This is a genomic window from Nannocystis sp., assembly GCF_016714285.1.
In the GTDB taxonomy this organism is placed as follows: Bacteria; Myxococcota_A; Polyangia; order Nannocystales; family Nannocystaceae; genus Nannocystis.
This window is the reverse complement of record NZ_JADJNN010000004.1, coordinates 409,887-435,134: the sequence shown is the minus strand read 5'-3', so window position 1 is coordinate 435,134 and position 25,248 is coordinate 409,887. Positions and strand designations below refer to the sequence as shown.

The following is a 25,248-nucleotide window of genomic DNA, read 5'->3' as shown; positions in this document are numbered from 1 at the left end:
ACCACCTGGGCGGCTGCGGCGCGGGCCGAGCGAGAGACGGCCCGGAGGCCGCGAAGCGAAACCGGCACGCATGATGCCCGCTCGTCGGGGCGGCGTCCACCCCCGCCCACGGCCCTGATCCCGGCCAGATCAGCCAGGTAGGGGGGTCTTGGGCGCGCTAGCGAGCGCGACCGTCGCATGTGCAAGTTGCTGCGCGTGGGCCCGGTCGACAGCGCGGGCCGTGAGCGTCAGCCCGACTCGGCCCGCTTCTCACAGAGGCGGACCCACTTGACCACCTCGGGGTCGGTGTTGCCGCGGCCCGCCGCGGCGCACTCGCGGAACTTGCCGAGCTCCTTGTACGCGAGGGTCTTCAGCTTGCCGTGCTCGCCCTTCGACTGCCAGCAGCCCTTGTCGTTGAGGAGGCGCAGCATGTCGTGGAAGTTGAGGGCGTTGCGGGCCGTGCCGACCTTCTCGCGGGTCTTCTTGCACTGCTCGCTGGCCGGGTCGAGCTTGGGCTTGACCGGCGGGACCTCGACGCCCTTCTTGTTGGGGTCGGTCTCGCCGGGCTCGAGCTTGGTGGGGTCGGTCTTCGTCGGGTCGAGCTTGGTCGGGTCGAGCTTGGTCGGGTCGAGCTTGGTCGGGTCGAGCGGCGGCACGATCTTCTTGATCGGGTCGACCTTCACCGGCGGCGTGGGCTCCTTCGTCGGGGGCTCGGGCGGCTGACCCTGCGAGGTGTTGCTCGCCAGCTTGGTCGGGTCCTCGCCGGGGCCGCCCGAGAAGGCGACGTACAGCAGCGCGACGGCGGCGAGGGCGATGGCGCCGATGCCGAGCAGGCGCTTGGGATCGCCGTAAGGGGAGGGTGACTGGGGGGACCGGGTGCGGCAGCGGGACCGGGCCCAGCTTGGCGCCCAGCTTGGGGCCGGAGGGCTTGCGCGAGGCCCCGGAGTTGCCGCGTGGGGCGGGCAGGGGCACGCCGACGAGCGAGGTGTCGGAGCTGATGTCGGAGGGGTCGCCGTCGGCCGGGAGGACGCGGATGACCTCCTCGAGGCGCTGCAGGAATTCGCGGGCCGACTGCGGGCGGTCGGCGGGGTTGACCTCGAGGCAGGAGTCGACGAGGGTGACGAGGGCCTTCGGGACATCACGGCGGCGCTCGCCGAGCGACGGGGCCTTCTCCGTGCTCTTGCGGGCCATGATCTCGACGAGGTTGTTGGACACGAAGGGCGGCTCGCCGACCAGGCACTCGTAGAGCATCACGCCGAGGGCGTAGATATCGAAGAGCTCGGTGGCGTCCTTGCCCTTGGCCTGCTCGGGGGCCATGTACTCGGGGGTGCCGAGCGCGTGGCCGGGGACGGTGAGGCGGGCCTCGGCCTCGGTCCGTTCGGCGCCGGCGGAGATGCCGAAGTCGAGGACCTTGACGGTCTCGCCCTCGCCCTCGGGCAGCGGCACGAACATCACGTTGTCGGGCTTGAGGTCGCGGTGGATGATGCCGACGTCGTGGGCGGCGCGGATGGCCCGGGCGACGGCGCGGATGATGCGACACGCGCGGCCGACCGCGAGGGTGCCGAGCTCCTCCATCTCCTCGTAGAGGTTGCGCCCGGTCAGGTACTCCATGACCAGGTAGAGGCGGCCGTCCGGGAGCTGGCCGGCGTCGAAGACCTCGATGATGTTCGGGTGACCGGCGGCGGAGGCGGCCCGGGCCTCGGCCCGGAAGCGCTTGGCGACCAGCTCGCTGCGCGACCACTGGTGGGTGAGCACCTTGATGGCGACGCGGCGACCGACGGTGGTGTGTTCGCCGAGGTACACGGTGCCCATGCCGCCGCGGCCGATGCGGCTGACCACGCGGTAGCGGTCGGCGATGATGGTGCCGGCCTCGATGTGCTCGACGTCGTTCTGCGGGTTCTCGTAGCCGAGCTCGTCCTTGGCCCGCGGGCGGCGCACGGCCGAGTTGGGGGCCTTGTCGGCGGCGCTGCGCTCGAGGCGATCGGGGCGCTCGGGCAGCGGGATGATCTTCATGTTGGCGCGGTCGCCTGCGTCGTCGTCGTCGTCGTCGGAGAGCGAGAGGTCGAACTCCTCGTCGGCGCTGAAGGCGTCGCCGAGGGTGTCCTTGTTGGCCTCGGCGCTGCGGTTCGGGGCTGCCGTGGTGGCGGCGTGGCTGAGGTCGCCGAGCAGGGCGTCGCGGCTCTCGCGTTCGCGGGCGGCGGCGTCGCCGAAGAGCATGGCGAGGAACTCGGCCATCTGCTCGGTGCCGGCGTTGCCGACGATGCCGCGCTTGGCCAGCCAGACGCCGAGCGCCTCCATGAAGTCGTGGGCCGAGAGGTAGCGGTCCTCGCGGTCGCGGGCGAGGGCCTTGGCGACGATCGCGTCGAGCTCGGCGTCGACGCGGCTGCTGTAGCTGCTGGCCGGCGGGGCGTTGAAGTTGGACACGTCCTCGGTGTCGACGCCGTCGCCGCCGCGAAGGGGTCGGCCGGTGAGCAGCTCCCACAGCACGGCGCCGCAGGCGTAGACATCGGCGCGGCCGTCCAGAGTCTCGTGGCGGGCCTGCTCCGGCGACATGTAGCCGACCTTGCCGAACACCACGCCGGGGACGGTGAGGCTGCCCTTCAAGGTGGACGTGGCGAGGCCGAAGTCGGCGAGGCGGACCACGCCGGTCCAGTCGATCAGGAGGTTGGAGGGCGAGACGTCGCGGTGCACGAGGCCCAGACCGGGGAAGGTGTGGGCGTAGTGCAAACCGCGCAGGATCTCGCGGATGATGTGGACCGCGAGGGGCACCGGGAAGGCCTTGCCGACGGCGGCGCAGCGGTCCCAGATGTCGGCGAGATCGCGGCCCTCGACGAGGGCCATGACGATGAAGAGCTGCTCGTGGAGGTCCCCGGCTTCGCGGACCTCGACGATGTTCGGGTGGTGCAGGCGCAGCACCAGCTTGGCCTCGTCCTTGAAGCGGGTGCGGTAGTCGTGGTCGGGGAGACCGGGGCGCAGCAGCTTGACGGCGACGAGACGGGCGGCCGCGCCGGTCCCGATCGAGGCGAGGTACACGGTCGCCATGCCCCCCTCGCCCAGAACCGCAAGCAGGGTCACGTTGCCCAGCTGGCGCGGGGGATCCAGTCGCTCAATCTCGCCCATGACCATGGTCTGGACCAAACGCTACCACGACTCCGGCAAATCCGAGTATCCTTTGCTGCATCCATGGCCTCCCAGCCCCCTGCTTCTGGCCTCCATCCTGGCCCTGTTTTGCCCGGAATCCTGTACTACGACCCGAATACGACGGCTGCGAGGCTCGCCACGGCGGGGCTGCGACTCGCCGGTTTTCAGGTGTTTAATGCCCACGCGCTGGCAGAGGCGGTCGAGCTGTGTAAAAAGCACGGTCCAGCGGGGGATCGATCGGTCAACGCGTTGTTGCTCGACGCGGCCAGCGATCCGGTCGCGGCGGCGGCGGTGCTCAAGGCCCTGGTTCAGATCCCCGGTGGTGCCCAGCTGCCCGGCATCTTGCTGGTGAGTCGCAGCAACCCGACCCCGATCCCGGGGGCTGAGGGCCTGCCCTCGCTGCGGCGCCCGTTCAGCACGCCGGCGCTGGTGAAGGTCGTGCACGAGGCGCTCGAGGACCAGGCGGGGGCCAGCGGATCGTCGAGTCGGATCTCGGTCGACCTCGCGGTCACGCGGCTCAAGCAGCTGCTGTTCGAGCACTTCCCTGGCCAGGATTTCACGGAGGCGGAGATCGAACACTTCGCCAAGGCGCTGCGCAGCGACGACGAGCTGGCGCTGCCGAGCGATCGGCCGGTGATCCGCGGCGCGCTCGGGGCGGCCCGGCTCGAGGCGGTGCTTGAGATGCTCGGCAACTCGGGGGTCCGCGGGGTGCTCAAGGTCGAGGAGGGCAACCGGTGGGGCAAGCTGCACCTCGACGCCGGACGCATCCGCCTCGCTGAGGTCAAGGGCACCGAGGAGGATCTCAAGCTCGGGCGCTTCGTGGTCGAGGGCGGCTTCATGCGCGACGAGCAGCTCGAGGCCTTCATCGTCGGCAAGGACCCGGAGCAGCGGCCGCTCGGGACCCGGCTGCTCGAGGCGGGGTTCATCAGCGCGGCCGATCTGGCCCAGATCGTGGTCGACCAGGCGCGGGCCGTGACCTCGCACCTGCTCACGTGGAAGGCCGGGACCTTCACGTTCACGCCGACCACCGAGCTCGACCCGATGGCCGCGGCGGCGCAGGCCCAGGGGCGCACGGAGCTGCTGGTCTCGGAGGCGCTGCTCGACGGCCTGCGCCTGCTCGACGAGACGACGGTGATGGGGCCGCACATGCCCGACGTGGAGGACGTGTACCTCCGCGTCGACGAGCAGGTGGCGAAGCTGGCCCGCGAGGCGCTGCCGCGCGACGAGCTGGCCGTGCTCGAGCTGGTCAACGGCCGCAACAGCGTCAAGGAGATCGCCCGCAAGACGCGGACGGGCACCTTCGCGGTGGCGCGGGTGATCTACCGCCACGCGAAGGCCAACCTGGTGCGCAAGCGGGTGATGCCGGTCGCGGTGTGAGCGGGTGGACAGCATGGCGGAGCCGCGTCACCTCGTGATCGCCGACCCGGACCCGCGGGAGCGGGAGCGGGCGATCGCGGCGATCGAGGCGCTGCTCGCGACGGCGGACGCCGGGCTCGGCGAGCTGGTGCTGCACAGCGCGAGCGACGGACGCGAGGCGCTGGCGCTGATCGAGGCGCACCAGCCGGCGCTGGTGCTGTGCGAGGTGCTGCTGGCGGGCATCAGCGGGCTGGCGCTGCTGCGGCGGGTCCGGCGGGCGCGGGGTCCGACGGCGCCGCACTTCATCCTGATCACGAGCCTGGCCCGCGAGAGCGACCGCTACTGGGGCCTGCGCAACGGGGCCCACGGCTACGTGATGAAGCCCTACGAGGATGACCTGCTGCAGGCCCGCATCCGCGAGGTGCTGGTCGGCGGGGGCGACGGCGAGAAGCTGGCGCTGTGAGGTCCGCCGGGCTCTGGTCCGGGTCGCGGGCGTGAGCGGCGGGGCCGATTGTCGGGCCTGCGGGGCTGATGTTCGGGCCGAGGTTCGGCCGATGTCGGGTCAGTGGCAGAGGTCGGGCAGGGCCTCGAACTCGGCGAGGAGCTCCTCGTAGCTGTCGATGCGGCGGCCGCCGAACATGGTGTCGGTGAACTGGAAGAAGAAGCGGTGGTCGGGGGGTTCGACGCCGGCGTTGTCGAAGGCGAGGGCGTCGCTGTCGCGGTTGCCGAACACGAAGGTGGGGACCAGGCCCTTGGCCTTGAGCTGGGCGAACTCGCCGGTCTTGTAGGCGGCCGCGGGGGCGCCGGTGGCACCCTCGTAGATCGTGGTGGTGTGGATGATGCCCTGCGGGAAGTTGTGCATGGTCACGAACTCGCGGGTGCGGCGGTCGAGCCACTCGGGGCGGGCGGTGATGTACATCGGCCGGTAGCCCTTCGACGCGAGGATGCCGAGCGCCTGCGCGGAGAAGGGGTTGGCGTCGGGGAGGTTGTCGAGGAGGAAGTCGTAGGCCTCCTCGTTCTCCGAGGTGGTGAGGGTGCCGTCGACGTCGCTGACGAAGAAGGGGGCGCCTTTCGGGACGATGTCGATGATCGCGGTGGCGGTCTCCCACTCGTCCTCGTCGACCATGTGGACGCGGTGGCGGCCGGGGCCGAGGAGCTTGTCCGCGGGGATCTGGAAGTAGACGCGGCCGCCGGAGTCCTCGACGCCCTCGACGATCGCGTGCTCGCCGTCGTCGGTGGTGACGGTGGTGCCGAGCTCCTCCCAGGCGCCGGCGCAGTCGCGGTCGAGGAAGATGTGGACGGTCGATCCGACGACGTCCTTGTCGATCGGGAAGCCCCACTTGGTGAACTTGGCGAGGACCCACTGGGGCTGGCCCTCGACGTAGAACATGTCGCGGCCGCGCGAGTAGCCGCTGCTCTCGGCGCCCTGGCCGGGGAGCGTCGGCGGGGTGGCGTCGCACTTGGGGATCGGCGCGCAGAAGGCCCCCGGGACGGGGCCGCTGCCGCCGGTGGTGTCGTCGCCGGTGGTCGTCGCCGGGTCGGCGGTGGTCGGGGCGTCGCTGGTGGAGTCCGGGGCGCTCGCGCCGGTGCTCATGCCGGCCTCGTCGCCGCTGGTGCTCGGGAGCTCGCCGCTGGTGCTGGTCGGGGGAGCGTCGCTGGTGCCGGGGTCGGTGGCGGTGGCGGTGGTGGTGGCCGCGTCGCTGTCGCTGGCGCGGGAGCTGTCGCCGCAGGCGGTGAGGACGAGCAAGGGGAGGACGAGGGCGCTGCGCATAAGTGGGGCCAGTCGTACCGCAGACGTCGCGGCGTGCCTACGGCTCCCAATCGCGGGCCGGTCGCGGGCCTCAGCCGGGCCGCTTCTGGGGCATGCCGGCGGGGGGCTTCTTGGTCGAGCCGTACTTGTCGATGCAGACCTGCATGATCTTGCGGGTCTCGTCCTTGAGCTCGGGGCCGGCGCTGTCGAACATGTTCTGTTGACACACGGCCGTCTTGACGCTGTCGGCCTGGGTGCACTGGACGATCGTCATCGGGATCGCCTTGTCCTTGCCGCCGGCGTCCCACGCGGCGATGGCCTTGGCGTCGCCGAGGCGGCGGACGAAGGCGTCCTGCGCCGTGCCGACGGTGTCGCAGGTGACGCCCTTCGGGAGCTTGTCGGGGAGCACGGAGAGGCGCTCGAGCTCGGCGGCGATCTTCACCTCGGCCTCGGCCTTGAGCTTGTCCTCGGCCTCGCGCTTGGCCTTGCGCTCGGCGACGCCGGCGGCCTCCTTGGCGTCGTCCTCGGCCTGCTTGGCGGCGGCCTGCTTCGCCTTCTGGTCGTCGGCGTTGGGCCCGGCCGGGCCGCCGCAGGCGAGCGCGAGCGCGGTTGAGCAGAGGAGGAGGAGGCGGCGCGGGGTCGGCATGCTCGGCGACTCTACAGGGCTTCGGTGGCGGGGTCGATCCGGGGAGCGACGGGCGACGACGGTGAAGGCGGCGGGGTCGATCAGGAGCGACGGGCGACGACGGCGGCGACGAAGGCGGCGAAGATGGCGTGGCCGCGCGAGGCGGCGTTTGGGTCGTCGGGGTCGTCGGCGGTCTGCCACTCGGGGTGCCACTGGACGCCGACCAGGAATTGCTCGGCGTCGACTCGCTCGACGGCCTCGACGACGCTGTCGGGGGCGACGGCGACGCAGCGCAGGCCCGGGGCGACGCGGCGGATGGCCTGGTGGTGGACGCTGTTGACGGCGTGCTCGCCGGCGCCGAGGGTGGCGGCGAGCCAGCTGTCGGCGGCGATGGTGACGCGGTGGCCGTTGCGCTCGTAGCGGTCCCAGTCGCGGTGGGTGAGGGCGCCGGGGAGCTGGGCGCGGATGTCCTGGTAGAGGGCGCCGCCTAAGCTGGCGTTCAAGATCTGGGCGCCGCGGCAGACGCCGAGGATCGGTCGGCGGCGGGCGAGGGCGGCGGCGATGAGGGCGCGCTCGTAGGCGTCGCGCTCGGGGTCGCCGGCCCAGGCGGGCTCGAGGGCGACCTCGCCGTAGACTTGCGGGCTCACGTCGGTGCCGCCGCTCAGGACCAGGCCGTCGACCAGGTCGAGCAGGGCGGCCAGCTGGGCCGGCTCGGCGAGCGCGGGCAGGAGGATCGGCAGGGCGCCGGCGCGGGCGACGGCGGCGCCGAGGCTGCCCTCGCAGTAGTGCAGCGGCTTGCCCTTGAAGAGCGGGCTGGTGGGGTTCGGCGGCAGGATGCCGCACGACAGGCCGAGGACGACGGGGCGGGCGGTGGACATGGGGCTGGTCGTTGGGACAGGTCGGGCTGGCGCTTGGGACAGTCTGTCTCTTGGGACAGGCTGGCTCTTGGGTCAGGCTGGCGCTTGGATCAGGTGGTGGGGAGCAGGCCGGCGCGGGCGAGCAGGGCGTCGGGGTCGGGGTCGCGGCCCATGAACTCGCGGAACAGGTCGGCGGGCTCGCGGCTGTCGCCCTGGCTGAGGATCGCGGCGCGGAAGGCCTCGCCGACGGCGCGGGACAGCACGCCCTCGCGCTGGAAGCGGGAGAAGGCGTCGGCGTCGAGGACCTCGGCCCACTTGTACGAGTAGTAGCCGGCGGCGTAGGCGACGGGGGCGGCGAACAGGTGGGTGAAGCGGGCGATCATCGCGTGGTCGGGGAGCAGCGTGGTCGCGCTGAAGGGGGCGGCCAGCTCGCGGGCGCGGGCGAGGATCTCGTCGCCGGTGGGCGGCGGGGCGCCGGTGTGGAGGCCGAGGTCGGTGGCGGCGAAGCCGAGCTGGCGCATGGTGGCGTTGGCCTCGCGGAAGTTGCGGGCGCGCAGCATGCGGGCCAGCAATTCCTCGGGCAGCGGGGCGCCGGTCTGCCAGTGGTGGGCGAACAGGTCGAGGGTCTCGCGCTGCCAGCACCAGTTCTCGAGGATCTGCGAGGGCAGCTCGACGAAGTCCCAGGCGACGTTGGTGCCGGCGAGGCTGCGGACGGGGACGCGGGTGAGCAGGTGGTGGAGCAGGTGGCCGAACTCGTGGAAGAGGGTGAGCACCTCGTCGTGGGTTAGCAGGGCCGGGGCGTCGCCGACGGGGGCCGTGAGGTTGGCGCAGATGAGGCCGAGGTGCGGGCTGAAGTCGCCGCGGGCGTCGGGTTCGCCGGTGATGAGGGCGTTCATCCAGGCGCCGGCGCGCTTGTCGTCGCGGGGGTAGAGGTCGGCGTAGAAGTAGCCGATGACGGCGCCGTGCTCGTCGTCGACGCGGTAGGTCTTGACGTCGGGGTGCCAGGTCGGGAAGTCGTCGACCTCGGCGACGCGGACGCCGTAGAGGTGGCCGGCGACGGCGAACAGGCCGGCGAGCGCCTGCGGGGCGGGGAAGTAGGGGCGCAGGGCCTCGTCGTCGAAGTCGTAGAGCGCCTGGCGCTGCTTCTCGGCGTAGTAGGTGATGTCCCAGGGTTGCAGGGGCGGGGCGTCCGGGCCCTCGAGGCTGCGGCGGAATTGTTGGAGGTCGTGGTTCTCGGCGAGGAAGGCGGCGGTGACCTTGTCGCGGAGGGTGGTGACGAAGTCACGGGCGGTCGCGCCGCGGCGGGCCATGCGGTTGTGGAGGACGAAGTCGGGGAAGTCGGCGAAGCCGAGGAGGGTGGCCTCCTCGTGGCGCAGGCGGAGGATCTGGGCGAGCAGCTCGCGGTTGTCGTGGGGGCCGGGCTCGGCGCAGATGTTGGCGGCGCGGTAGAGGCGTTCGCGCAGGTCGGCGCGCTCGCTGTAGGTGAGGAAGGCGAGCAGGCTCGGCTGTTGGAGGGTGAAGCGGTGGCCGGCGAGGCCGCGGGCCTCGGCGCTGGCGCGGGCGGCCGCGAGGGCGGAGGCGGGCAGGCCGGCGAGCTCGGCGGGGTCGTTGAGGAGGATCTCGTAGCTGTTGGTGGCGTCGAGGACGTGCTCGGCGAAGGTGGTGGTGGCCTGGCTGAGCTCGACCTGGATCTCGGCGAGGCGGGTCTTGCCGGCGGGCGGGAGCTCGGCGCCGTGGCGGCGGAAGTCGTCGAGGGTGCGGGTGAGGAAGCGCAGGCGGGCGCCCTGGAGGGCCTTCGCGTCGTCGCTGGCGGCGTAGCTGCGCAGCGCCTGCCAGAGGCCGGGGTCGAGCGGGATCTGGGCGTAGAACTCGGCGACGGGGCCCTGGACGGCGTTGTGGGCGGCGCGCAGGGCGGGGGTGGTGGCGACGGACTCGAGGTGGCCGACGACGTTCATGGCGAGGTCGAGGGCGCAGGTGAGGCGGTCGAGGGCGCCGAGGGTGTTGTCGTAGCTGCGCGGGCCGGGCTCGGCGACGATGGCCGCGAGGTCGGCGCGGGCCTGGGCGAGCAGCGAGGTGATCGCGGGCTCGATGTGCTCGGGGCTGATGCGATCGAAGGGGACCCGGAGGGGGATCTGTAGCAGGGGGCTTTCCAGCACGCGGCGAAGATAGCAGGCCCCGGGCGTGCATCGCGGTGCGGGTCGTGGCATGGTCGCGCGCCCGAATGCCCGTGCAGCGCGAAAATGCAGGTTTGGGCGCAGGGACCACCTCGGGGGCCAGTACGGGGGCCAGTGGCGGGGCCGTCGGGGCGCTGCTCGGGCCGACCAACACGGGCAAGACGCACCAGGCGATCGGGCGGATGCTCGAGCATCGCAGCGGGATGATCGGGCTGCCGCTGCGGCTGCTGGCGCGCGAGGTGTACGACCGCGTCTCGGCCCAGGTGGGCGAGGCCGCGGTGGCGCTGATCACCGGCGAGGAGAAGCGGGTGCCGGCGCGGCCGCGCTACTGGGTGTGCACGGTGGAGTCGATGCCGGTGACGCAGGCGGTCGACTTCGTGGCGATCGACGAGGTCCAGCTGGCGGCTCACCGCGAGCGCGGGCACGTGTTCACCGATCGCCTGCTGCACCTGCGCGGGGCGCTGGAGACGATGTTCCTCGGGTCGGACACGATGACGGCGATCGTGCAGGAGCTGGTGCCGGGGGTGCAGGTCGAGCGGCACCCGCGGTTCTCGCGGCTGAAGTCGCTGCCGGCGTGCGAGCTGGCCCAGCTGGCGCCGCGCTCGGCGGTGGTCGCGTTCTCGGCGGCGCAGGTGTACGAGCTGGCGGAGAAGCTGAAGCGGCGGCGCGGCGGCGCGGCGGTGGTACTGGGGGCCCTGTCGCCGCGGACGCGCAACGCCCAGGTGGCGATGTATCAGGCGGGCGAGGTCGCGTACCTGGTGGCGACCGACGCGATCGGGATGGGGCTCAACATGGACGTCGACCATGTCGCGTTCGCGGCGCTGAGCAAGTTCGACGGCAAGGTGATGCGGCCGCTCGAGCCGGCCGAGCTGGCGCAGATCGCCGGGCGGGCGGGGCGCTACACGAAGGACGGGAGCTTCGGGCTGCTGAGCGGGTTGCCGGCGCTGCCGCACTCGGTGGTGGCGCAGATCGAGGGGCACCGCTTCCCGGCGATCGAGCGGCTGGTGTGGCGCAGCAGCGAGTTCGACTACGCGAGCGTGGCGGCGCTGCAGGCCTCGCTCAAGCGGCGGCCGACGCTGCCGCAGCTGCGTCTGGTCGAGCGCAGCGACGACGCGGACGCGCTGGCCGAGCTGGCGCTGCTGCCGGAGGTGCAGGCGCTGGCGCGGGGGCCGGAGAAGGTCGAGCTGCTGTGGGCGGTGTGTCGCATCCCGGACTTTCGCAAGCTGCTCGAGGGCAGCCACGTGCGCCTGCTCGCCGGGGTGTTCACGCAGCTGGCGCGCGATGGACGGCTCGATCCGGCGTGGATGGATCGGCGGATCCGTCACCTCGACAACGACGAGGGGGACATCGAGGCGCTGATGAGTCGGATCTCGTTCGTGAGGACCTGGACGTACATCAGCCATCACGGGCACTGGGTCGCGGATCCCGAGCACTGGCAGGGGCTGACGCGGGCGATCGAGGATCGCCTGAGCGACGCGCTTCACGAGCGGCTGACCCAGCGCTTCGTCGATCCGCGGGGGCGCAGCTTCTCGGCGGCGGCGAGCGTGGAGCCGCGGACGCCGGCGCGGGGGCGGGTGGTGGACGCGGGGGCGCGGGGGCGAGTCGTGGAGCCGGACCATCCGTTTCGCCAGCTCGCGGCGCTGCGGCTGGCCGAGGTGGTCGAGCAGGGGCCGCTGGCGGACGAGGCGGCGCGGATCGTCGAGGCGCCGCACGAGGCCTTCGCCGTCGACGCGCGCGGGCAGATCCGGCTGGGCGAGCTGGTGGTCGCGAGCATGAGCCGCGGCGCTGATCTGCTGCGACCGGAGGTGCAGCTGATGCTCGCCGAGGGCTTCGGCGCGGGGGCCCAGGCGCAGGTACGGCGGCGGCTGCTGGCGTGGACGCGCGACCTGGTGGCCGAGCTGCTGGCGCCGCTGCGGGCCGAGGCTGCGGGGCGGCTGAAGGCGGCGGGGAAGGGGCTCGTGTACCAGCTCGAGCAGGGGCTCGGCTCGCTGCTGCGGGCGCGCTGCGAGGCGCAGGTGCAGGGGCTCGACGCGGACGATCGCAAGCTGTGTGGGCAGCTCAAGATCCAGCTCGGGGCGCTGGTGGTGTTCGTGCCGGCGCTGCTCGAGCCGGCGGCGCTGCTGCGGCGGGCGGCGCTGTGGTCGGCGGCGAATGGGCGTCCGCCGGCGCTGCCGGCCGCGGGGCGGGTGTCGTTGCCGGTGGACGAGGAGGTGCCGGCGTCGTGGTACCACGCGATCGGCTACCCGCCCTTCGGGCCACGGGCAGTGCGGGCCGACCAGGCCGAGCGGATGTTCGGCCGGCTGCTGCAGGCGACCAGCGCGGGGCCGACGGCGCTGCCGCCGGAGCTGGCTTCGTGGCTCGGCTGCTCGCAGGCGGAGGCGGGCGAGGTGGCGGAGGCGATGGGGCTGACGCGGGTGGACGACGAGCGCTACGTGTTCGTGCGGGCCGAGCGGGGGCGTCGCGGCAAGCGGCGCGGGGCGCCGCGCTGAGGGCTGTCCGATTGGATAGGTGGGGCTGTCCCGTGGGACAGGTGGGCTGGCCGATGGGACAGGCGTAGCTGTCGTTCGGGACAGGTGGGATGACCGAAGGGACAGGTCAATCGAGGGCGGCGAGCTCGCGCTCGAGCTGGCGTTCGAGCTCGCTCTGCGGGCGCGGTGGGGGCGGTGGGGCGTCGAGCGGGCGGGTCTGCGGGCCCTGCGGGGGCTCGCCGCGGCGGACCCGCTCGAGGTCGTCGATGAGGGCGGCGGCGTGCTCGGGGTGGACGAGGGTGAGGCTGGAGATCCGGCGGCGCAGGTGGCCGTCGCGGAGCTCGAGCACGGTGCCGCGTTGGACGTCAGCGACGGGGAGCATGGCGATCGTGTAGCGGACGCGGACGCGGGTGAGGTGGAGCTGGAGGGTGCGCGGGTCGAAGCGCAGCGGCTGGTCGCCGGGGCCGGGGACCTCGACCGCGTCGAGGCCGACGCGGATCTGGCCGCGGGCGCGGTACTCGGGGGTGCCGAGGATGTAGATCGGCGGGAGCGCGACGAGCACGGCGGTGAGGAGGGTGAGGGTCCAGGGGCCGCCGTACAGCAGGGTGAAGCCGATGGTGGAGAGACCGAACAGGCCGATCGCCACGAGCACCGCGACGACGACCCAGTAGAGGGGGCTGGTGCGGACGGGATAGTCGATCGTGGCCATGACGGAGGAGAAGCGGGGCGGAGTGTCGGCGGACCGATGGCGTTCGCGGAGGCGCGTCAGGGCGGGGTGCGAGCCGGGCGCAGCGGGCGGGTGCTGGGGTTCGGGGTCAGCCAGCTGTCGTCGAGGCGCAGGCCGTTGCTCATGTAGCTGTGGCGGTCGCCCTCGAAGCTGCGGCGGGCGGTGCCGATGAGGAGGGCCATGTGGTGGCCGTCGGGGCTGATGAAGGCGAGGCCCTCGTCGAGGTTGTAGTCCCAGATCCACGGTCGGCGGCGCGCGCCGGACTCGACGACGCGCGGGGCGGCGTCGCCGTCGGCGCTGAGGGTGAGGCGGTAACCCGCGCCGCGCTCACCGACCTTCTCGCGGTCGCCGTCCAGGACCTCGATCTCGGCGCGCAGCTGCTTGCCGGAGCGGAGGTCGATCGTGGAGGCGCGCGCGGTGCCCTCGATGGTGACCGCGGGGCGGGGCACGATCGCCGGGCCCTGGTTGCCGACGACGATGCCGTGGCGGTGGAACAGCTCGTCGCGGTGACGCGAGAGCTCGGCGCGGAGGTCGGGCGGGTCACAGCGCTCGGCGTCGGGCTGGCGGTGCTTGAGCACCAGCGGGAGGCCGTCGACGAAGGCGTCGCGCCCGGCGTCGACGATGAAGAGGCTGGCCTCGCCCTCGCACTTGACCGCGCCGGGGCCGCTGTCGAAGGTCTCGAAGGCGTAGCGCAGACCGTCGGCGGAGAAGCCCCAGAAGCGCAGCTCGTCGCGCTGCTCGGCGGGGTCGCCGGCGCGGGAGTACGGCTCGGGCGGCGGCGGCGGCGGGGCGTCGGGCTCGGGGGCGTCGGGCTTGCCGGGGGCCTTGTCGGGCTCGCGACGCTTGGCCTCATTCAGCGGCTGCAGGTCGGGGGCGCCGCAGGCGGCGAGGAGGACGAGGGCGAGGGCGACGCGGGGCACTGGGCGCGAAGGTAGCAAGGCGGGGGGCGTCAGTGCGAGGGGCGGAAGGGGTTGCGATCGAGGGCGACGGTGGCGGGGCCGCTGTCTTCTTCGTCCTCGTCGTCCTCGGCGATACTGATCTCGGTCGGCACGACGGGGGCGACGACGGTGCGGGTCGGGCCGGTGGCGGGGCCCGGGGTGGCGTAGGTGGGGTGCGCGGGGAAGTTGGGCGCGGCGAGGTGCGGGTCGGCGAGCTGGGGCTGCGCGGTGGGGCGGTGCGGGGCGGTGATGGGGCGTGGGGTGCCGCTGGCGAAGGCGGCGCGGGCCTCGTCGCTGGCCTCGCGCTCGTCGCGGACGGCGTAGTGGGCGGGGGCTCGGGAGCTGGCGAGCTGCTCGGCGAGCACGCCGGCGATCACGAGCTGGCTGCCGACGATCGCGGCGAGCAGGCCGAGGGCGAAGGCGAGGGCGCCGAGGAAGGGGGCGAGGAGGAGCAGCAGCAGGCCGGCGGCGGCGCAGAGCAGGCCGGGGACGGCGAGCAGGCGCAGCGGGCGGTGCGGGTGGCGGGTGAGCAGGACGATCTGCAGGAGGTCGGCGAGGGCCGCGAGCAGGCCGCCCTCGTCGTTGCGGCGCTTCGGGTCGCGCGGGTGGACGACCAGCTCCTCGACGCGGAAGCCCTGGGTGTGGGCGAGGAGGGGCAGGAAGCGCTCGCCGCCGGGCGGCTGCGGGAGCGCGAGCAGGCAGCTGCGGCGGTAGGCCCGGAGCCCGCAGCTGGGGTCGTGGAGCTCGATCTCGGCGAGGCGGCGGAGGAGTCGGCTGCGCAGGTCGGGGCCGACGCCGGGGCGCTGCCGCCAGCCGGTGACGATGTCGGCGCCGGCGTCGATGCGGGCGACGAAGTCGGCGATCATCGCGGGGTCGTCGTCGTCGGCCTCGAGGGTGAGGACGATGTCGCCGCGGACGCGGGCGAGGCCGGCGGCGAGGGCGATGGGGCGGCCCATGCGGCGGCGCAGGTGGACGACGCGGACGCGCGGGTCCTCGTCGACCAGAGCGTCGAGGATGTGGCCGGAGCCGTCGCGGGCGCCGTCGTCGACGAGGAGGAGCTCGTAGTAGCGATCGAGGCGCTCGCAGGCGGTGGTGACGGCGATGTAGAGCTCGGGGATCGCGGCGCCCTCGCGCAGGGGCAGCACGATCGACAGCGCGGGCTCGCGGAGCGAGGGGCTCACGCGTGCCCCTCGCGGCCGGTCACGAATTGTTCGGCGTGGAGCGAGGGGCTCACGCGCCGCCTTCGGGGCCGGTCATGGTCTCGGGGCGGACCCAGGCGTCGAACTGCTCGGCGCTGAGCAGGCCGAGGGCGAGCGCGGCGGCCTTCAGCGAGGTGCCGTCGTGGTGGGCCTTCTTGGCGATCTTGGCGGCGTTGTCGTAGCCGATGTGGGGGTTCAGTGCGGTGACCAGCATGAGGCTCTCGCGCAGGTTGTGGGCGATGCGCTCGCGGTTGGCGGTGATGCCCTCGGCACAGAACTCGCGGAAGTTGCGGCAGGCGTCGCCGAGCAGGCGCAGCGAGTGGAGGACGTTGTGGATGATGAGGGGCTTGAAGACGTTGAGCTCGAAGTTGCCGGAGGCGCCGCCGATGTTGACGGCGACGTCGTTGCCGAGCACCTGGGCGCAGACCATGGTGAGGGCCTCGGACTGGGTCGGGTTGACCTTGCCGGGCATGATCGAGGAGCCGGGCTCGTTCTCCGGGATGCTGAGCTCGCCGAGGCCGCAGCGCGGGCCGGAGGCCAGCCAGCGCACGTCGTTGGCGATCTTCATGAGCGCGCAGGCGAGGGTCTTGAGGGCGCCGTGGAGGCCGACCAGGGCCTCGTGGCCGGCGAGCGCGGCGAACTTGTTGGGGGCGGTGATGAAGGGCAGGCCGGTGAGGCTGGCGATGTGGCGGGCGCTGGTGACGGCGTAGTCGACGTGGGTGTTGAGGCCGGTGCCGACGGCGGTGCCGCCGAGGGCGAGCTGGTACACGTGGGGCAGGGCGTGGGCGACGGCGGCGAGGCTGTAGTCGAGCTGCTGGACGTAGCCGGAGAACTCCTGGCCGAGGGTCAGCGGGGTGGCGTCCTGGAGGTGGGTGCGGCCGATCTTGATGATATCGGCGAAGTCCTGGGCCTTGTCGGCGAGGACGTCGCGCAGGGCGGTGACGTGGGGCAGGAGGTGATGCACGACCTGCTCGGCGGCGGCGATGTGCATCGCGGTCGGGAAGGTGTCGTTGGAGGACTGGCCGCGGTTGACGTCGTCGTTGGGGTGGATCGGCTTTTTGCTGCCGAGGACGCCGCCGGCGAGCTCGATCGCGCGGTTGCTGATGACCTCGTTGGCGTTCATGTTGGTCTGGGTGCCGCTGCCGGTCTGCCACACGCGCAGGGGGAAGTGCTCGTCGAGGCTGCCGGCGATGACATCGTCGGCGGCGCGGAGGATGAGCGAGACCTTGGCCTCGGGGAGCATGCCGAGCTCCAAGTTGGCGAGCGCGGCGGCCTTCTTGAGCAGGCCGAGGGCGCGGATCATGGGCCGCGGGAAGCGGTCGTCGCCGATGTTGAAGTGGTGCAGCGATCGCTCGGTCTGGGCGCCCCAGTAGCGGCTCTGCTCGACCTCGATGGGGCCCATGCTGTCGGATTCGCTGCGCGTCGTTCCGCCGGTGCTGCTCATGCGGCGGGGAGGCTAACACGGACTTGACCGCACGGCGGCGCGCGGGCGAGGGTCGGCGCATGCGAAAGGTCGTGATCCACCGCGCCGGCGGCCATGAACGGTTGCAGATCGAGGAGGCGCCGACGCCGACGCCGGGGCCCGGGGAGCTGCGGATCGACGTGGCGGCGATCGGCGTGAATTATGCGGACTGCGTGATCCGCATGGGCCTCTACGCGTCGGCGCGTGAGTACGTGGGCTGGCCGATCACGCCGGGCTTCGAGGTGGCGGGGGTGGTGTCGGCGATCGGGGCCGGGGTGGAGGGACGAGCGATCGGCGACGCGGTGATGGCGGTGACCCGTTTCGGGGGCTACGCGACTCAGCTTGTCGTGCCGGCGTCGCAGGTGTTCGCGGTGCCGCAAGGGCTGTCGCTGGCGGAGGCGGCCGGGCTGCCGACGATCTTCCTCACCGCCGACCACGCGCTGCACTCACTGGCGCGGGCGGTGGCGGGCGAGTGGGTGCTTGTGCACGCGGCGGCGGGCGGCGTGGGCTCGGCGCTCGTGCAGCTGGCCCGGCAGGCGGGGTGCCACGTGGTCGGGGTGGTCGGCGGGGCGCACAAGGTCGCGGCGGCGCGGGAGCTCGGGGCGGAGGTCGTGATCGATCGATCGTGTGAGGATCTGTGGGGGCGGGCCCGGGCCGCGGCGCCGGGCGGGTATGCGGCGATCTTTGACGCGAATGGGGTGAGCACATTGCGCGCGAGCTACCAGCATCTGGCGCCGGCGGGGCGGCTGGTCATCTACGGGTTTCATTCGATGCTGCCGCGGCGCGGCGGGCGGCCGAACTATCTTAAGTTGGCGATCGACTATCTGCGGACGCCGTGGTTCTCGGCGATGGGGCTGGTGAATCAGAACAGGTCGGTGCTGGGGTTTAATCTGTCGTATATGTTTCATCGCGGGGATCTGCTGCGCGAGGCGATGGGGCGGATCCTCGGCGGGTTCGCGGCGGGGGAGCTGCGCATGCCGGCGGTGAGCACGTATGCGATGGACGAGGTGGCGCGGGCGCACGCGGACCTGGAGTCGGCGCGGACGGTCGGGAAGCTGGTGCTGCTGACCTGAGCGTCGGGGGGTGAACTGATCAGAGTGGGGCCGGGTCACAACTTCACAGGCAGGAGACCGACCCGTGAAACAGATGTTCGTGGCTAGCCCGAGATGTGTTTGGACCGCTGTCGTATTGGGACTCGCGCTGATGTCCGGCTGCGAGCCGCCAGACGACGATCCGTCGGAGACCTGAGCGTCCCATGGCCTGCGCTGGCTGGCTGATGAACGCCAGGCTCTGGCCTTGCGGCGCGGATCACAGGCGGGCCCGCCAGAGCCGCTTGAACTTGAGGTCAGGGCCTGGTCGGCCCTCCGCCATCCAGACTTTCGGTGTGGCCGCGATGAACATCGGGATCCCGACCAGGAACAGGAGGGTGAGGGTACCGGCGACCATCAGGCCGCGGCGGGTCGTCTGCACCTTGAGCGTGATGTGACCCGCGAGGTTGTTGAGGCGAAAGGTGTTGGACACCGGGGTGCCGTCGCGGACGAAGAAGAACATCGGCCGCTCGGAGACATCGACCGCGACGTCGCAGGGCTCGGTGCATAGCTCGTCGAAGTAGGTGCTCATGACGACCGTATTCCCCGCTGGGACGGTCGTCGGCCGCGCGCCGCGATAGCGCGCGAGCTTCACCGGGCCCTTGTCCGGGTCCGCGTTCTTGACGACGACGTGCACGATCGGCCCCCGGATCGGGGCCGAAGGCGCCGCGGCGGGCGCAGGCGCAGGCGCAGGCGCAGTGGCCTTTGCGTCGTTCGCCTCGCTCGTGGGCTCCTGGGCGCCGGCCGGCTGCGGGCTCCCCAGCAGGGTCAGCGCGGCGGTCAGCGCGGGGAGTCGACGGGCCAGCAATGGATGCACTTTGCCTCCTTACAGGCAGATGCAGAGCCCGCACTCGTCGGGCTGGTCCGGGGTGTCCATGGCCTCGCAGGGGGTGAAGCCGGTGGGCACGGGGCCGCAGCTCTGGATGAGCTCGACGGTGCCCATGTTATCGCGCCAGTATACGGGGTCGACGTCCTGGTTGGCGCAATTGGGGTAATCGGTGTAGTGCACCTGGGTGCAGGTGTTCTTGTCGGTATCGGTGGCGGGCAGGCACTTGGTCTTGGCCTGCTTGACCTCGCACTTGTCGTCGAAGGGGCCCTCGGGGGCGACCTTGAATTCGTGGCAGACCGGGTTGCCCTTGAAGGTGGCGTTGCTGCAGCCGATCTCCGTGATGTTGACGGCGCAGAACTCCTCGAGGCGGTCGGGGCAGTCCTCGGTGACGGAGGTGCAGAGGCAGGCGAGCGGGCCGTCGCAGTCGCAGGGCTTCCATTCGGCGCCGAGGCACTCGGGGGTGTAGGCGAACTCGAGCACCTGCTGGCCGCCGCCGTCGAGGTCGCGGTAGAGCGCGGTGGCGACGCCGGTGGGCTGCTTGGCGACGCAGAAGCTGGCGATGCTGCCCTGGCAACCCTGGGCGCTGTAGCCGTAGCTGACGACGCCCGCCCACTTGCACTCGGGGGTGTTGACGCAGTCGATCTCGTTGGCGAGGGCGAGGCAGTCGACGCAGGCGCCGCCGGTGGTGGCGTCCGTCGTGGCGTCGGTGGTGCTGGCCGCGGTGGTGGCGACGGTGCTGTCGCTGGTGCTCGCGTCGACGGTGGTGGTCGGGAGGGTGGTGGTGGTCAGGTCCGGGGTGGTCGTGGCCTCGGCGGTGCTGCCACCGCTCGAGCTCGCGTCGCTGGCGGTGCCTTCATTGCCCTTGGGACAGGCGGGGAGGAGCGAACAGGCGCCGACGACGAGGAGCAAGCGAGGGAAGATCATGGCGGCATGATACGAGAAAACTACAGGCAGCGGCAGCTGCACTCGTCGGGCTGCTGCGGGGTGTCGTCGGCCTCGCACTTGGTGAAGCCGATCGGCTGGGGGCCGCACGCGACGGTGATCTCGACGACGCCGTTGACCTCGCGCCAGAAGATTTCCTGGTTGAAGCCGGCGCAGCTGCCGAAGGTGTAGGCGGGCGGCGTGCAGGTCTGGGCGCTGGCCATGTCGGCCGGGAGGCAGAGCTCGACCTGGGCATCGTCGGCGCAGTTGGCATCGAGCGGGCCCTCGGGCGAGACCGAGAGCCAGGCGCAGCGGGCGTCGCCGAGGACGTTGGCGTTGCTGCAGCCCATCTGCGTGCTGATGCCGCCGCAGAACTCGCCGAGGCGCGCGGGGCAGGACTCGGTGACGGAGGTGCAGAGGCAGGCGAGCGGGCCGTCGCAGGTGCAGGGTTGCCAGTCGGCGCCGAGGTCGTCGGGGGTGTAGCCGAACTCGAGGACCTGGGCGTCGCCGTCGACCTCGCGGTACCAGGCCGAGGCGACGCCGGTGGGGGTCTTGTCGACGCAGAAGTTGGCGATGCTGCCGCCGCAGCCCTGGGCGCCGTAGGTGTACTGGACGACGCCCTTCCAGGTGCAGTCTGTCGCCATCGCGCACTCGGACTCGGTCTTGATGTAAATGCAGGAGTCGCTGGGCGGGGCGCCGGTGGAGGAGCTGGCGTCGCCGCTGGTGGTGGGCGTCTGGCCGCTGCTGCTCGCGGGTTCGCCGGTGGTGGTGGCGGGCGCGGTGGTGGAGCTGGTCTCGCCGGCGTCGCCGGAGTCGCCACAAGCGGGGAGCAGCCCGGGGAGCAGGCAGGGGAGCAGGAGCAGGGCAAGGCGCGCAGGTAGGGTCATGCGGCGATGATACGCGAACCGGCGGGGCCGGCGGGGGGTCGGCCGTGGCGGGTGCGTGGGCGCGTGGGCGCCCGGCTCAGGCGTCGCCCTCGTCGCTGACGACGCCGGTGCTGGTGACGTGGAAGACGCGGTCCGTGCGACCGCCGCTGAGGGTGACGGCGATGGTGTCGTCGTCGACGCGGCTGAAGCCGAGGACGGCGGTCTTGCCCTTGGGCGTGGTGAGGGTGTAGCTGCCCGCCTGCGGGACCGGGTCGATCCAGCGCAGCTCGACGCCATCGATCGCTAGCTTCCAGTTGCCCTTGTCGTTGTCCCAGTCGCGCTCGCCGTTGATCTCGATGCCGCCGAGGAGGCCGGCGGCGGGGTCGAGGAGGGTCTGCGTGCGGTCGGAGCTGGTGTGGGCGGTCTTGCCGTCGCGCTCGACGTCGAGGTCGCTGACGACGTGGCGGGCGGCGTCGGTCCAGGTGACGAGCTTGCTGCCGTTGAGGGTGACGACGCCGTTGGTGAGGTCCTGGTAGCTGTGATCGACGGTGGTCTGCTTGCTGGCGGGGTCGTGGGCGATGGTGATGGTGACGACGCCGGCGAAGGTGTGGCCGTTGTAGACGCACTCGTCCCCCAGCACGCCGAAGTCGATGGTGAGGGTGTCGTTGTCGGCGGTGATCGTGGAGCAGGGGATCTGGCTGGCGATCGCGTCGCGGAGGGCGGCGGCGGCCTCGGCCACGCCGGCGCCGATCGTGAAGTCGGTGGTGATCTCGATGATCTCGTTCTCGACGGACTGGCCCTGACCCTCGAGCACGACCTCGTCGAGGGCCTCGCGCATCTCGATGTTGCTGAGCTGGTCGCTGTTGGCGAGGAAACACCCCGGGCCGGTGAGGAGCAGGGCGAGCGGGGCGAGGGACAGGCTGCGAGCGAGCGACATGGTGGCGGTCTCCGGGGCGGATGGTAGCAAGCCGCGTGTCGGTCGCGCGGGCGAGGGATGTCGCGGACTTGGCCGGTCTGGAGGCAGGCGAGGGTGGTGGTCCGCGACGCGGCGGATCGCCACGCAGCGCGGGCCTGGTGGCGGATCGGGGGCGGATCGCAGGGGGGCTCGACTGTCGTCCAGGTCCCGCAAATGCGGCCGCTCAGATGTGGCCGAGGACGGCGAGGGAGCCAGGCGGGAGCTCGAGCCAGAACGGGCCGCTGCGGGCGAGGGCGAGGTCGCTGGCGGCGAGCTGCTGGTGCTCCCCGGGGGCGTGCAGGTCGAGGTGGCCGCGGGCAGGGATGACGAGGGTGGGGGCGCGCGGGCGGTCGCGGCGGTGGGCGCCGGGGCCGAGGATCTCGAGCTGGAGGTGGCGGCCGCGGAGCGTGGCGGGCGGGCTGCCTGGTTGCCAGACGTGGGGTTGTTGCTCGAGGTCGACGGCGGCGAGGGCCTCGCGCGGCTGGATCGGGCGCTCGCTGCCGTGGTCGTGGAAGCGGTAGGTGCAGTCGCTGGGCTGCTGGATCTCGGCGAGCAGGATTCCGCCGCCGATCGCGTGGACGGTGCGGGCGGGGACCAGGACGACGCTGCCGGTGACGACGGGGATCGCCCGCAGGAGGGCCAGGAGGGGCGCGCCAGCGGCCACGGCGCTGCGGAAGTCGGCGGGCGTGCAGGTGTCGGCGAGGCCGGCCCAGACGGTCGCGCCGGGGTCGGCGGCGAGGATCACCCAGGCCTCCTCCTTGCCGGGGCGGTCGGGGCGATCGGGGATGTTGGCCGTGTCGCCGGGGTGGACCTGGACGCTGAGCGGGAGGGCGGTGTCGATCAGCTTGGCGAGGAAGGGCAGGGGGCCGCCGAGGAGCTCGGTGAGCGGGCGATCGCCGACGCGGCTCGTGTGATCGGGGAGGGTCGAGAATTCCCAGGACTCGCCGACGCGAGCGGTGGGGTCGGGATGGTCGCGGAGGGCGGCGAGGCGGGTGCCGCCCCAGCGGGTGAGCTTGAGGGTGCTGGGCCCGGGGGCGGGGCGGAGGAGGCGCTGCACGCGGCGATGGTAGCGCGCAGTCACTGCGCCGTCGCGTACGGGGCCGCACGCGGGACGTTGTTCCAGGTATGCTGCGGCGACCGAGGTGCTTGCATGAGCAGCAGCGATGATCGAGGGGCGCCGGACGGCGCGGCACATGACCCCGAGGACAGGTCGCCCGAGGCGGCGTCGCGGCGGGGGCTGCTCAAGCTCGGCGTCGGCGTGCTGGGCTGTGGCTTGGCCGCGATCCCGGCGGCGCCGGCGGTCGGGTATCTGCTGTATCCGCTGGGGCGCGAGCGGGCGGTCGGGGCGTTCCTGCCGGTGGGGGCGCGCACGCAGTTCTCGGCGACGCCGGTGCGGATCGATCTGCACGCGGACCGGGTCGACGCGTGGAGCCGCGAGCGCGACGTGAAGCTGGGGTCGTGCTGGGTGGTTGAGGTGGACGGGAAGCTGCAGGCGTTCTCGACGGCGTGCCCGCACCTGGGCTGCGCGGTGGATTACGAGCCGGGGGAGGCCAAGTTCAAGTGTCCGTGCCACCGCTCGGCGTTCACGGCGACCGGGGTGGTGGAGGGCGGGCCGTCGCCGCGGCCGCTCGACACGCTGGAGATCGAGGAGAAGGACGGGTTGGTGGCGATCCGCTTCCAGCGCTTCCGCCAGGGCGTGCCGCACAAGGAGCCGGTGTAATGCGCATACTCGACTGGATCGAGGCGCGCACGGGGCTAAGGACCCTGATGGGCCACGCGCTGAATGAGGAGGTGGAGGGCGGGGCCCGGGTGCAATATGTGTTCGGGTCGGTGCTGACCTATCTGTTCATGCAGCAGGTGGTGCTGGGGATCTTGCTCGGGTTTTATTACAGCCCGTCGGCGAGCGCGGCGTGGGCGAGCACGGCGTATTTGAACGACCAGGTCGCGGCCGGGTGGTTCCTCCGCGGGCTGCATCACCACGGGTCGTCGGCGATGGTGGTGGCGGTGATCCTGCACATGCTGCAGGTGGTGTGGGCGGGGGCCTATCGCGCGCCGCGTGAGGTGAACTGGTGGACGGGGCTGGCGATGGGCGGGCTGGTGCTGGCCTTTGCGCTGACCGGATATCTGCTGCCGTGGGACCAGAAGGGCTACTGGGCGACGCAGGTGGCGACCGGGATCATGGGCTCGGTGCCGGGCGGCGAGCCGATGCAGCAGGCGATCCAGGGCGGGCCGGAGTACGGCAACCTGACGATCACCCGGTTTTATGCGCTGCATGTGTTCGTGCTGCCGATATCGCTGACCCTGCTGCTGGTCGGCCACCTGGCGCTGTTTCGCCGCCACGGCGTGACGCCGCCGGCGGGGCTCAGCGCGGCGGAGTTGAAGCGCAAGGCGCAGCCGTTCTGGCCGAATCAGCTGTTCCTCGACGTGCTGGCGATGGCGCTGTGCGGGGCGGCGCTGGTGCTGCTGACGTACCAGACGCACGGGGCCGACCTGTTCGCGCCGGCCGATCCGGCGAGCAACTTCGTGGCCCGGCCGGAGTGGTACTTCCTGTTCCTGTATCAGCTGCTCAAGTACTTCGAGGGGCCGCTGCAGATCGTCGCCACGGTGCTGCTGCCGGGGGCGGTGGCGGTGACCTTGTTCGCGCTGCCGTGGATCGACCGGGCCAAGACGCGCAAGGCCAGCAGCCGCTGGCCGGTGCTGACCATCGTGGGGCTGCTGATGGCCGGTGTGACCGCGTTGACGGGGATCGCGATGGCGGAGGACGCGGCCAACGAGAGCTATCAGCACGGGCTCGAGGTGGCCGAGAAGGAGTCGGCGCAGGCGCGGGCCCTGGCGCTGCTCGGGGTGCCGGTGGCGGGCGGGGTGGCGGTGTTCGACAACGACCCGAAGAACCAGACGCGCAAGCTGTTCAAGGAGCACTGCGCGACCTGTCATACGATCGAGGGCAAGGGCGGGGCCGAGGCGCCGAGCTTCGTCGATTACGGCGGGCGCGCGTGGCTGACGGCGCTGATTCGTGATCCGGGCGACAAGCGCTTCTACGGCGGGACCAAGGCGCACAAGACGATGGAGCCGCTGTCGGTCGAGGCGGTGAGTGACGCGGAGCTGGCGGCGGTGGTCGAGTATGTGCATAGCCTCGGCGGGCCGGAGCTGGGGGCGAGCGACGCGGCGCTGGTGGCGAAGGGCAAGGCGCTGTGGGACGGCAAGCTCGAGTGCAGCAGCTGCCACGAGGTCGAGGCCGGGAAAGACAGCACGGGGCCGACTCTGGCGGGTCGCGGGACCGCGGCGTGGATCGCCCGTAGCATCGCGGACTCGAGCGCGAAGGACCTGTACGGGGATACGGCGGAGATGCCGAAGTTCGCGGGCAAGCTGAGCCCGGCGGAGATCGAGGCGCTGGCGCAGTACGTGGCCGAGCAGCGGCCGCGCGAGTGAGCCGGGCCGCGGTGCGCCCTGGAGGGGTCCCGGTCGCCGTCGATCGCCAGGGGCCCCCCCCCCCCCCCCCCCCCCCCCCCCCCGGCCCCCCCGCCCCAGTCGGCATCGTGACCGTCGCGGCGAGGTCTGGTAGCTTCGCGGGCATGAAGATCGACGCCGAGAAGTTCCTCGCCATGACCGTTCTGCTGGCCACCGCTGCGGGCGCCCCCGGGTGCAAGGGCGAGGAGAAGAAGGCCGACGCGAAGGTCGAGGCCAAGGCCGCGACGCCGCCGGCTGCGCCCGCTGCCACCGCGCAGCCTCCCGTCGCGCCGCCGGCTCCGGCGGTGGCGCCGGTCGATCCGGCGGCGGCCACCGCGGGCGCGGGGGCGACGGCCGGGGCCGCTGCGAGCGGCGGTGGTTCGGCGAAGCCTGATCCGGGGCCCGAGGTGGAGAAGCCGAGCTGGTGAGTCGGCTTGGCCGCGGCGTGCTGCCCCCCCCCCCGCCG

General features: G+C 72.3%; 21 protein-coding genes. 7 read left to right on the top strand and 14 right to left on the bottom strand.

What is annotated here, in order from left to right:
- Positions 1-249: 249 nt before the first annotated feature.
- Positions 250-3,099 (bottom strand): serine/threonine protein kinase, encoded by a 2,850-nt coding sequence (locus IPJ59_RS12815; protein ID WP_293271851.1) that lies wholly within the window; start codon positions 3,097-3,099, stop codon positions 250-252.
- Positions 3,100-3,207: 108 nt separating this feature from the next.
- On the opposite strand from IPJ59_RS12815, the gene IPJ59_RS12810 reads away from it, so the two are divergent.
- Together IPJ59_RS12810 and IPJ59_RS12805 are read left to right on the top strand one after the other, a co-directional pair.
- A complete protein-coding gene (locus tag IPJ59_RS12810) occupies positions 3,208-4,497 on the top strand; it encodes a DUF4388 domain-containing protein (protein WP_293271850.1) in 1,290 nt (429 codons plus the stop codon).
- A gap of 13 nt (positions 4,498-4,510) precedes the next feature.
- On the top strand, positions 4,511-4,939 hold the full coding sequence (locus IPJ59_RS12805; protein ID WP_293255362.1) for a response regulator: 429 nt from the start codon (positions 4,511-4,513) through the stop codon (positions 4,937-4,939).
- A gap of 99 nt (positions 4,940-5,038) precedes the next feature.
- Here the strand turns inward: IPJ59_RS12805 and IPJ59_RS12800 are convergent, their stop codons facing one another.
- From IPJ59_RS12800 to IPJ59_RS12785, 4 genes are all read right to left on the bottom strand, one after another.
- Positions 5,039-6,247: an LNS2 domain-containing protein gene (locus tag IPJ59_RS12800; RefSeq protein WP_293271848.1), complete on the bottom strand. Its 1,209-nt coding sequence runs from the start codon at positions 6,245-6,247 to the stop codon at positions 5,039-5,041.
- A 70-nt stretch (positions 6,248-6,317) separates the two neighbouring features.
- Positions 6,318-6,872, bottom strand: coding sequence for a hypothetical protein (locus IPJ59_RS12795; RefSeq protein ID WP_293255368.1), 555 nt, complete (start codon positions 6,870-6,872; stop codon positions 6,318-6,320).
- Positions 6,873-6,952: 80 nt separating this feature from the next.
- Entirely contained in the window at positions 6,953-7,729 is a 777-nt protein-coding gene (locus IPJ59_RS12790) for a gamma-glutamyl-gamma-aminobutyrate hydrolase family protein (protein ID WP_293271846.1), read from the bottom strand.
- Positions 7,730-7,818: 89 nt separating this feature from the next.
- On the bottom strand, positions 7,819-9,864 hold the full coding sequence (locus IPJ59_RS12785) for a M3 family metallopeptidase (RefSeq protein WP_293271844.1): 2,046 nt from the start codon (positions 9,862-9,864) through the stop codon (positions 7,819-7,821).
- 92 nt (positions 9,865-9,956) lie between these two features.
- On the opposite strand from IPJ59_RS12785, the gene IPJ59_RS12780 reads away from it, so the two are divergent.
- Positions 9,957-12,371 carry a helicase-related protein gene (locus IPJ59_RS12780; RefSeq protein ID WP_293271842.1) on the top strand — a complete coding sequence of 805 codons (2,415 nt, stop codon included), beginning with the start codon at positions 9,957-9,959 and terminating at the stop codon, positions 12,369-12,371.
- Positions 12,372-12,477: 106 nt separating this feature from the next.
- On the opposite strand, the gene IPJ59_RS12775 is transcribed toward IPJ59_RS12780, so the two are convergent.
- The 4 genes from IPJ59_RS12775 to fumC are packed head-to-tail and all read right to left on the bottom strand — an operon-like array spanning position 12,478 to position 16,658.
- The gene (locus tag IPJ59_RS12775) at positions 12,478-13,059 is read right to left on the bottom strand and encodes a hypothetical protein (RefSeq protein WP_293271840.1); all 582 of its coding nucleotides are present in this window, start codon (positions 13,057-13,059) and stop codon (positions 12,478-12,480) included.
- Between the two features lie 56 nt (positions 13,060-13,115).
- Positions 13,116-13,997 carry a DUF2259 domain-containing protein gene (locus IPJ59_RS12770; protein WP_293271839.1) on the bottom strand — a complete coding sequence of 294 codons (882 nt, stop codon included), beginning with the start codon at positions 13,995-13,997 and terminating at the stop codon, positions 13,116-13,118.
- A gap of 29 nt (positions 13,998-14,026) precedes the next feature.
- Entirely contained in the window at positions 14,027-15,196 is a 1,170-nt protein-coding gene (locus tag IPJ59_RS12765; protein ID WP_293271836.1) for a glycosyltransferase, read from the bottom strand.
- A gap of 49 nt (positions 15,197-15,245) precedes the next feature.
- Complete coding sequence (fumC, locus tag IPJ59_RS12760) at positions 15,246-16,658, bottom strand: class II fumarate hydratase (RefSeq protein ID WP_293271834.1); 1,413 nt, start codon at positions 16,656-16,658, stop codon at positions 15,246-15,248.
- A 59-nt stretch (positions 16,659-16,717) separates the two neighbouring features.
- On the opposite strand from fumC, the gene IPJ59_RS12755 reads away from it, so the two are divergent.
- Positions 16,718-17,749, top strand: coding sequence for a synaptic vesicle VAT-1 family membrane protein (locus IPJ59_RS12755; protein WP_293271833.1), 1,032 nt, complete (start codon positions 16,718-16,720; stop codon positions 17,747-17,749).
- Positions 17,750-17,984: 235 nt separating this feature from the next.
- Here the strand turns inward: IPJ59_RS12755 and IPJ59_RS12750 are convergent, their stop codons facing one another.
- The 5 genes from IPJ59_RS12750 to IPJ59_RS12730 form a co-directional block, all read right to left on the bottom strand.
- A complete protein-coding gene (locus IPJ59_RS12750) occupies positions 17,985-18,581 on the bottom strand; it encodes a hypothetical protein (RefSeq protein WP_293271831.1) in 597 nt (198 codons plus the stop codon).
- A gap of 9 nt (positions 18,582-18,590) precedes the next feature.
- Positions 18,591-19,517, bottom strand: a complete 927-nt coding sequence (locus IPJ59_RS12745) for a hypothetical protein (protein ID WP_293255395.1) — start codon at positions 19,515-19,517, stop codon at positions 18,591-18,593.
- 20 nt (positions 19,518-19,537) lie between these two features.
- Positions 19,538-20,401: a hypothetical protein gene (locus tag IPJ59_RS12740; RefSeq protein ID WP_293255398.1), complete on the bottom strand. Its 864-nt coding sequence runs from the start codon at positions 20,399-20,401 to the stop codon at positions 19,538-19,540.
- A 76-nt stretch (positions 20,402-20,477) separates the two neighbouring features.
- Positions 20,478-21,317, bottom strand: coding sequence for a hypothetical protein (locus tag IPJ59_RS12735; RefSeq protein WP_293271829.1), 840 nt, complete (start codon positions 21,315-21,317; stop codon positions 20,478-20,480).
- A 202-nt stretch (positions 21,318-21,519) separates the two neighbouring features.
- Positions 21,520-22,392: a class I mannose-6-phosphate isomerase gene (locus IPJ59_RS12730; protein WP_293271827.1), complete on the bottom strand. Its 873-nt coding sequence runs from the start codon at positions 22,390-22,392 to the stop codon at positions 21,520-21,522.
- A gap of 93 nt (positions 22,393-22,485) precedes the next feature.
- Here IPJ59_RS12730 and IPJ59_RS12725 point away from each other — a divergent pair, with 93 nt between their 5' ends.
- From IPJ59_RS12725 to IPJ59_RS12715, 3 genes are all read left to right on the top strand, one after another.
- Positions 22,486-23,055 carry a QcrA and Rieske domain-containing protein gene (locus IPJ59_RS12725; protein ID WP_293255407.1) on the top strand — a complete coding sequence of 190 codons (570 nt, stop codon included), beginning with the start codon at positions 22,486-22,488 and terminating at the stop codon, positions 23,053-23,055.
- Entirely contained in the window at positions 23,055-24,764 is a 1,710-nt protein-coding gene (locus IPJ59_RS12720; RefSeq protein ID WP_293271825.1) for a cytochrome b N-terminal domain-containing protein, read from the top strand. Before IPJ59_RS12725 ends, IPJ59_RS12720 begins: the two co-directional genes overlap by 1 nt.
- Before the next feature lie 143 nt (positions 24,765-24,907).
- The gene (locus IPJ59_RS12715) at positions 24,908-25,210 is read left to right on the top strand and encodes a hypothetical protein (protein ID WP_293255422.1); all 303 of its coding nucleotides are present in this window, start codon (positions 24,908-24,910) and stop codon (positions 25,208-25,210) included.
- Positions 25,211-25,248: the final 38 nt, after the last annotated feature.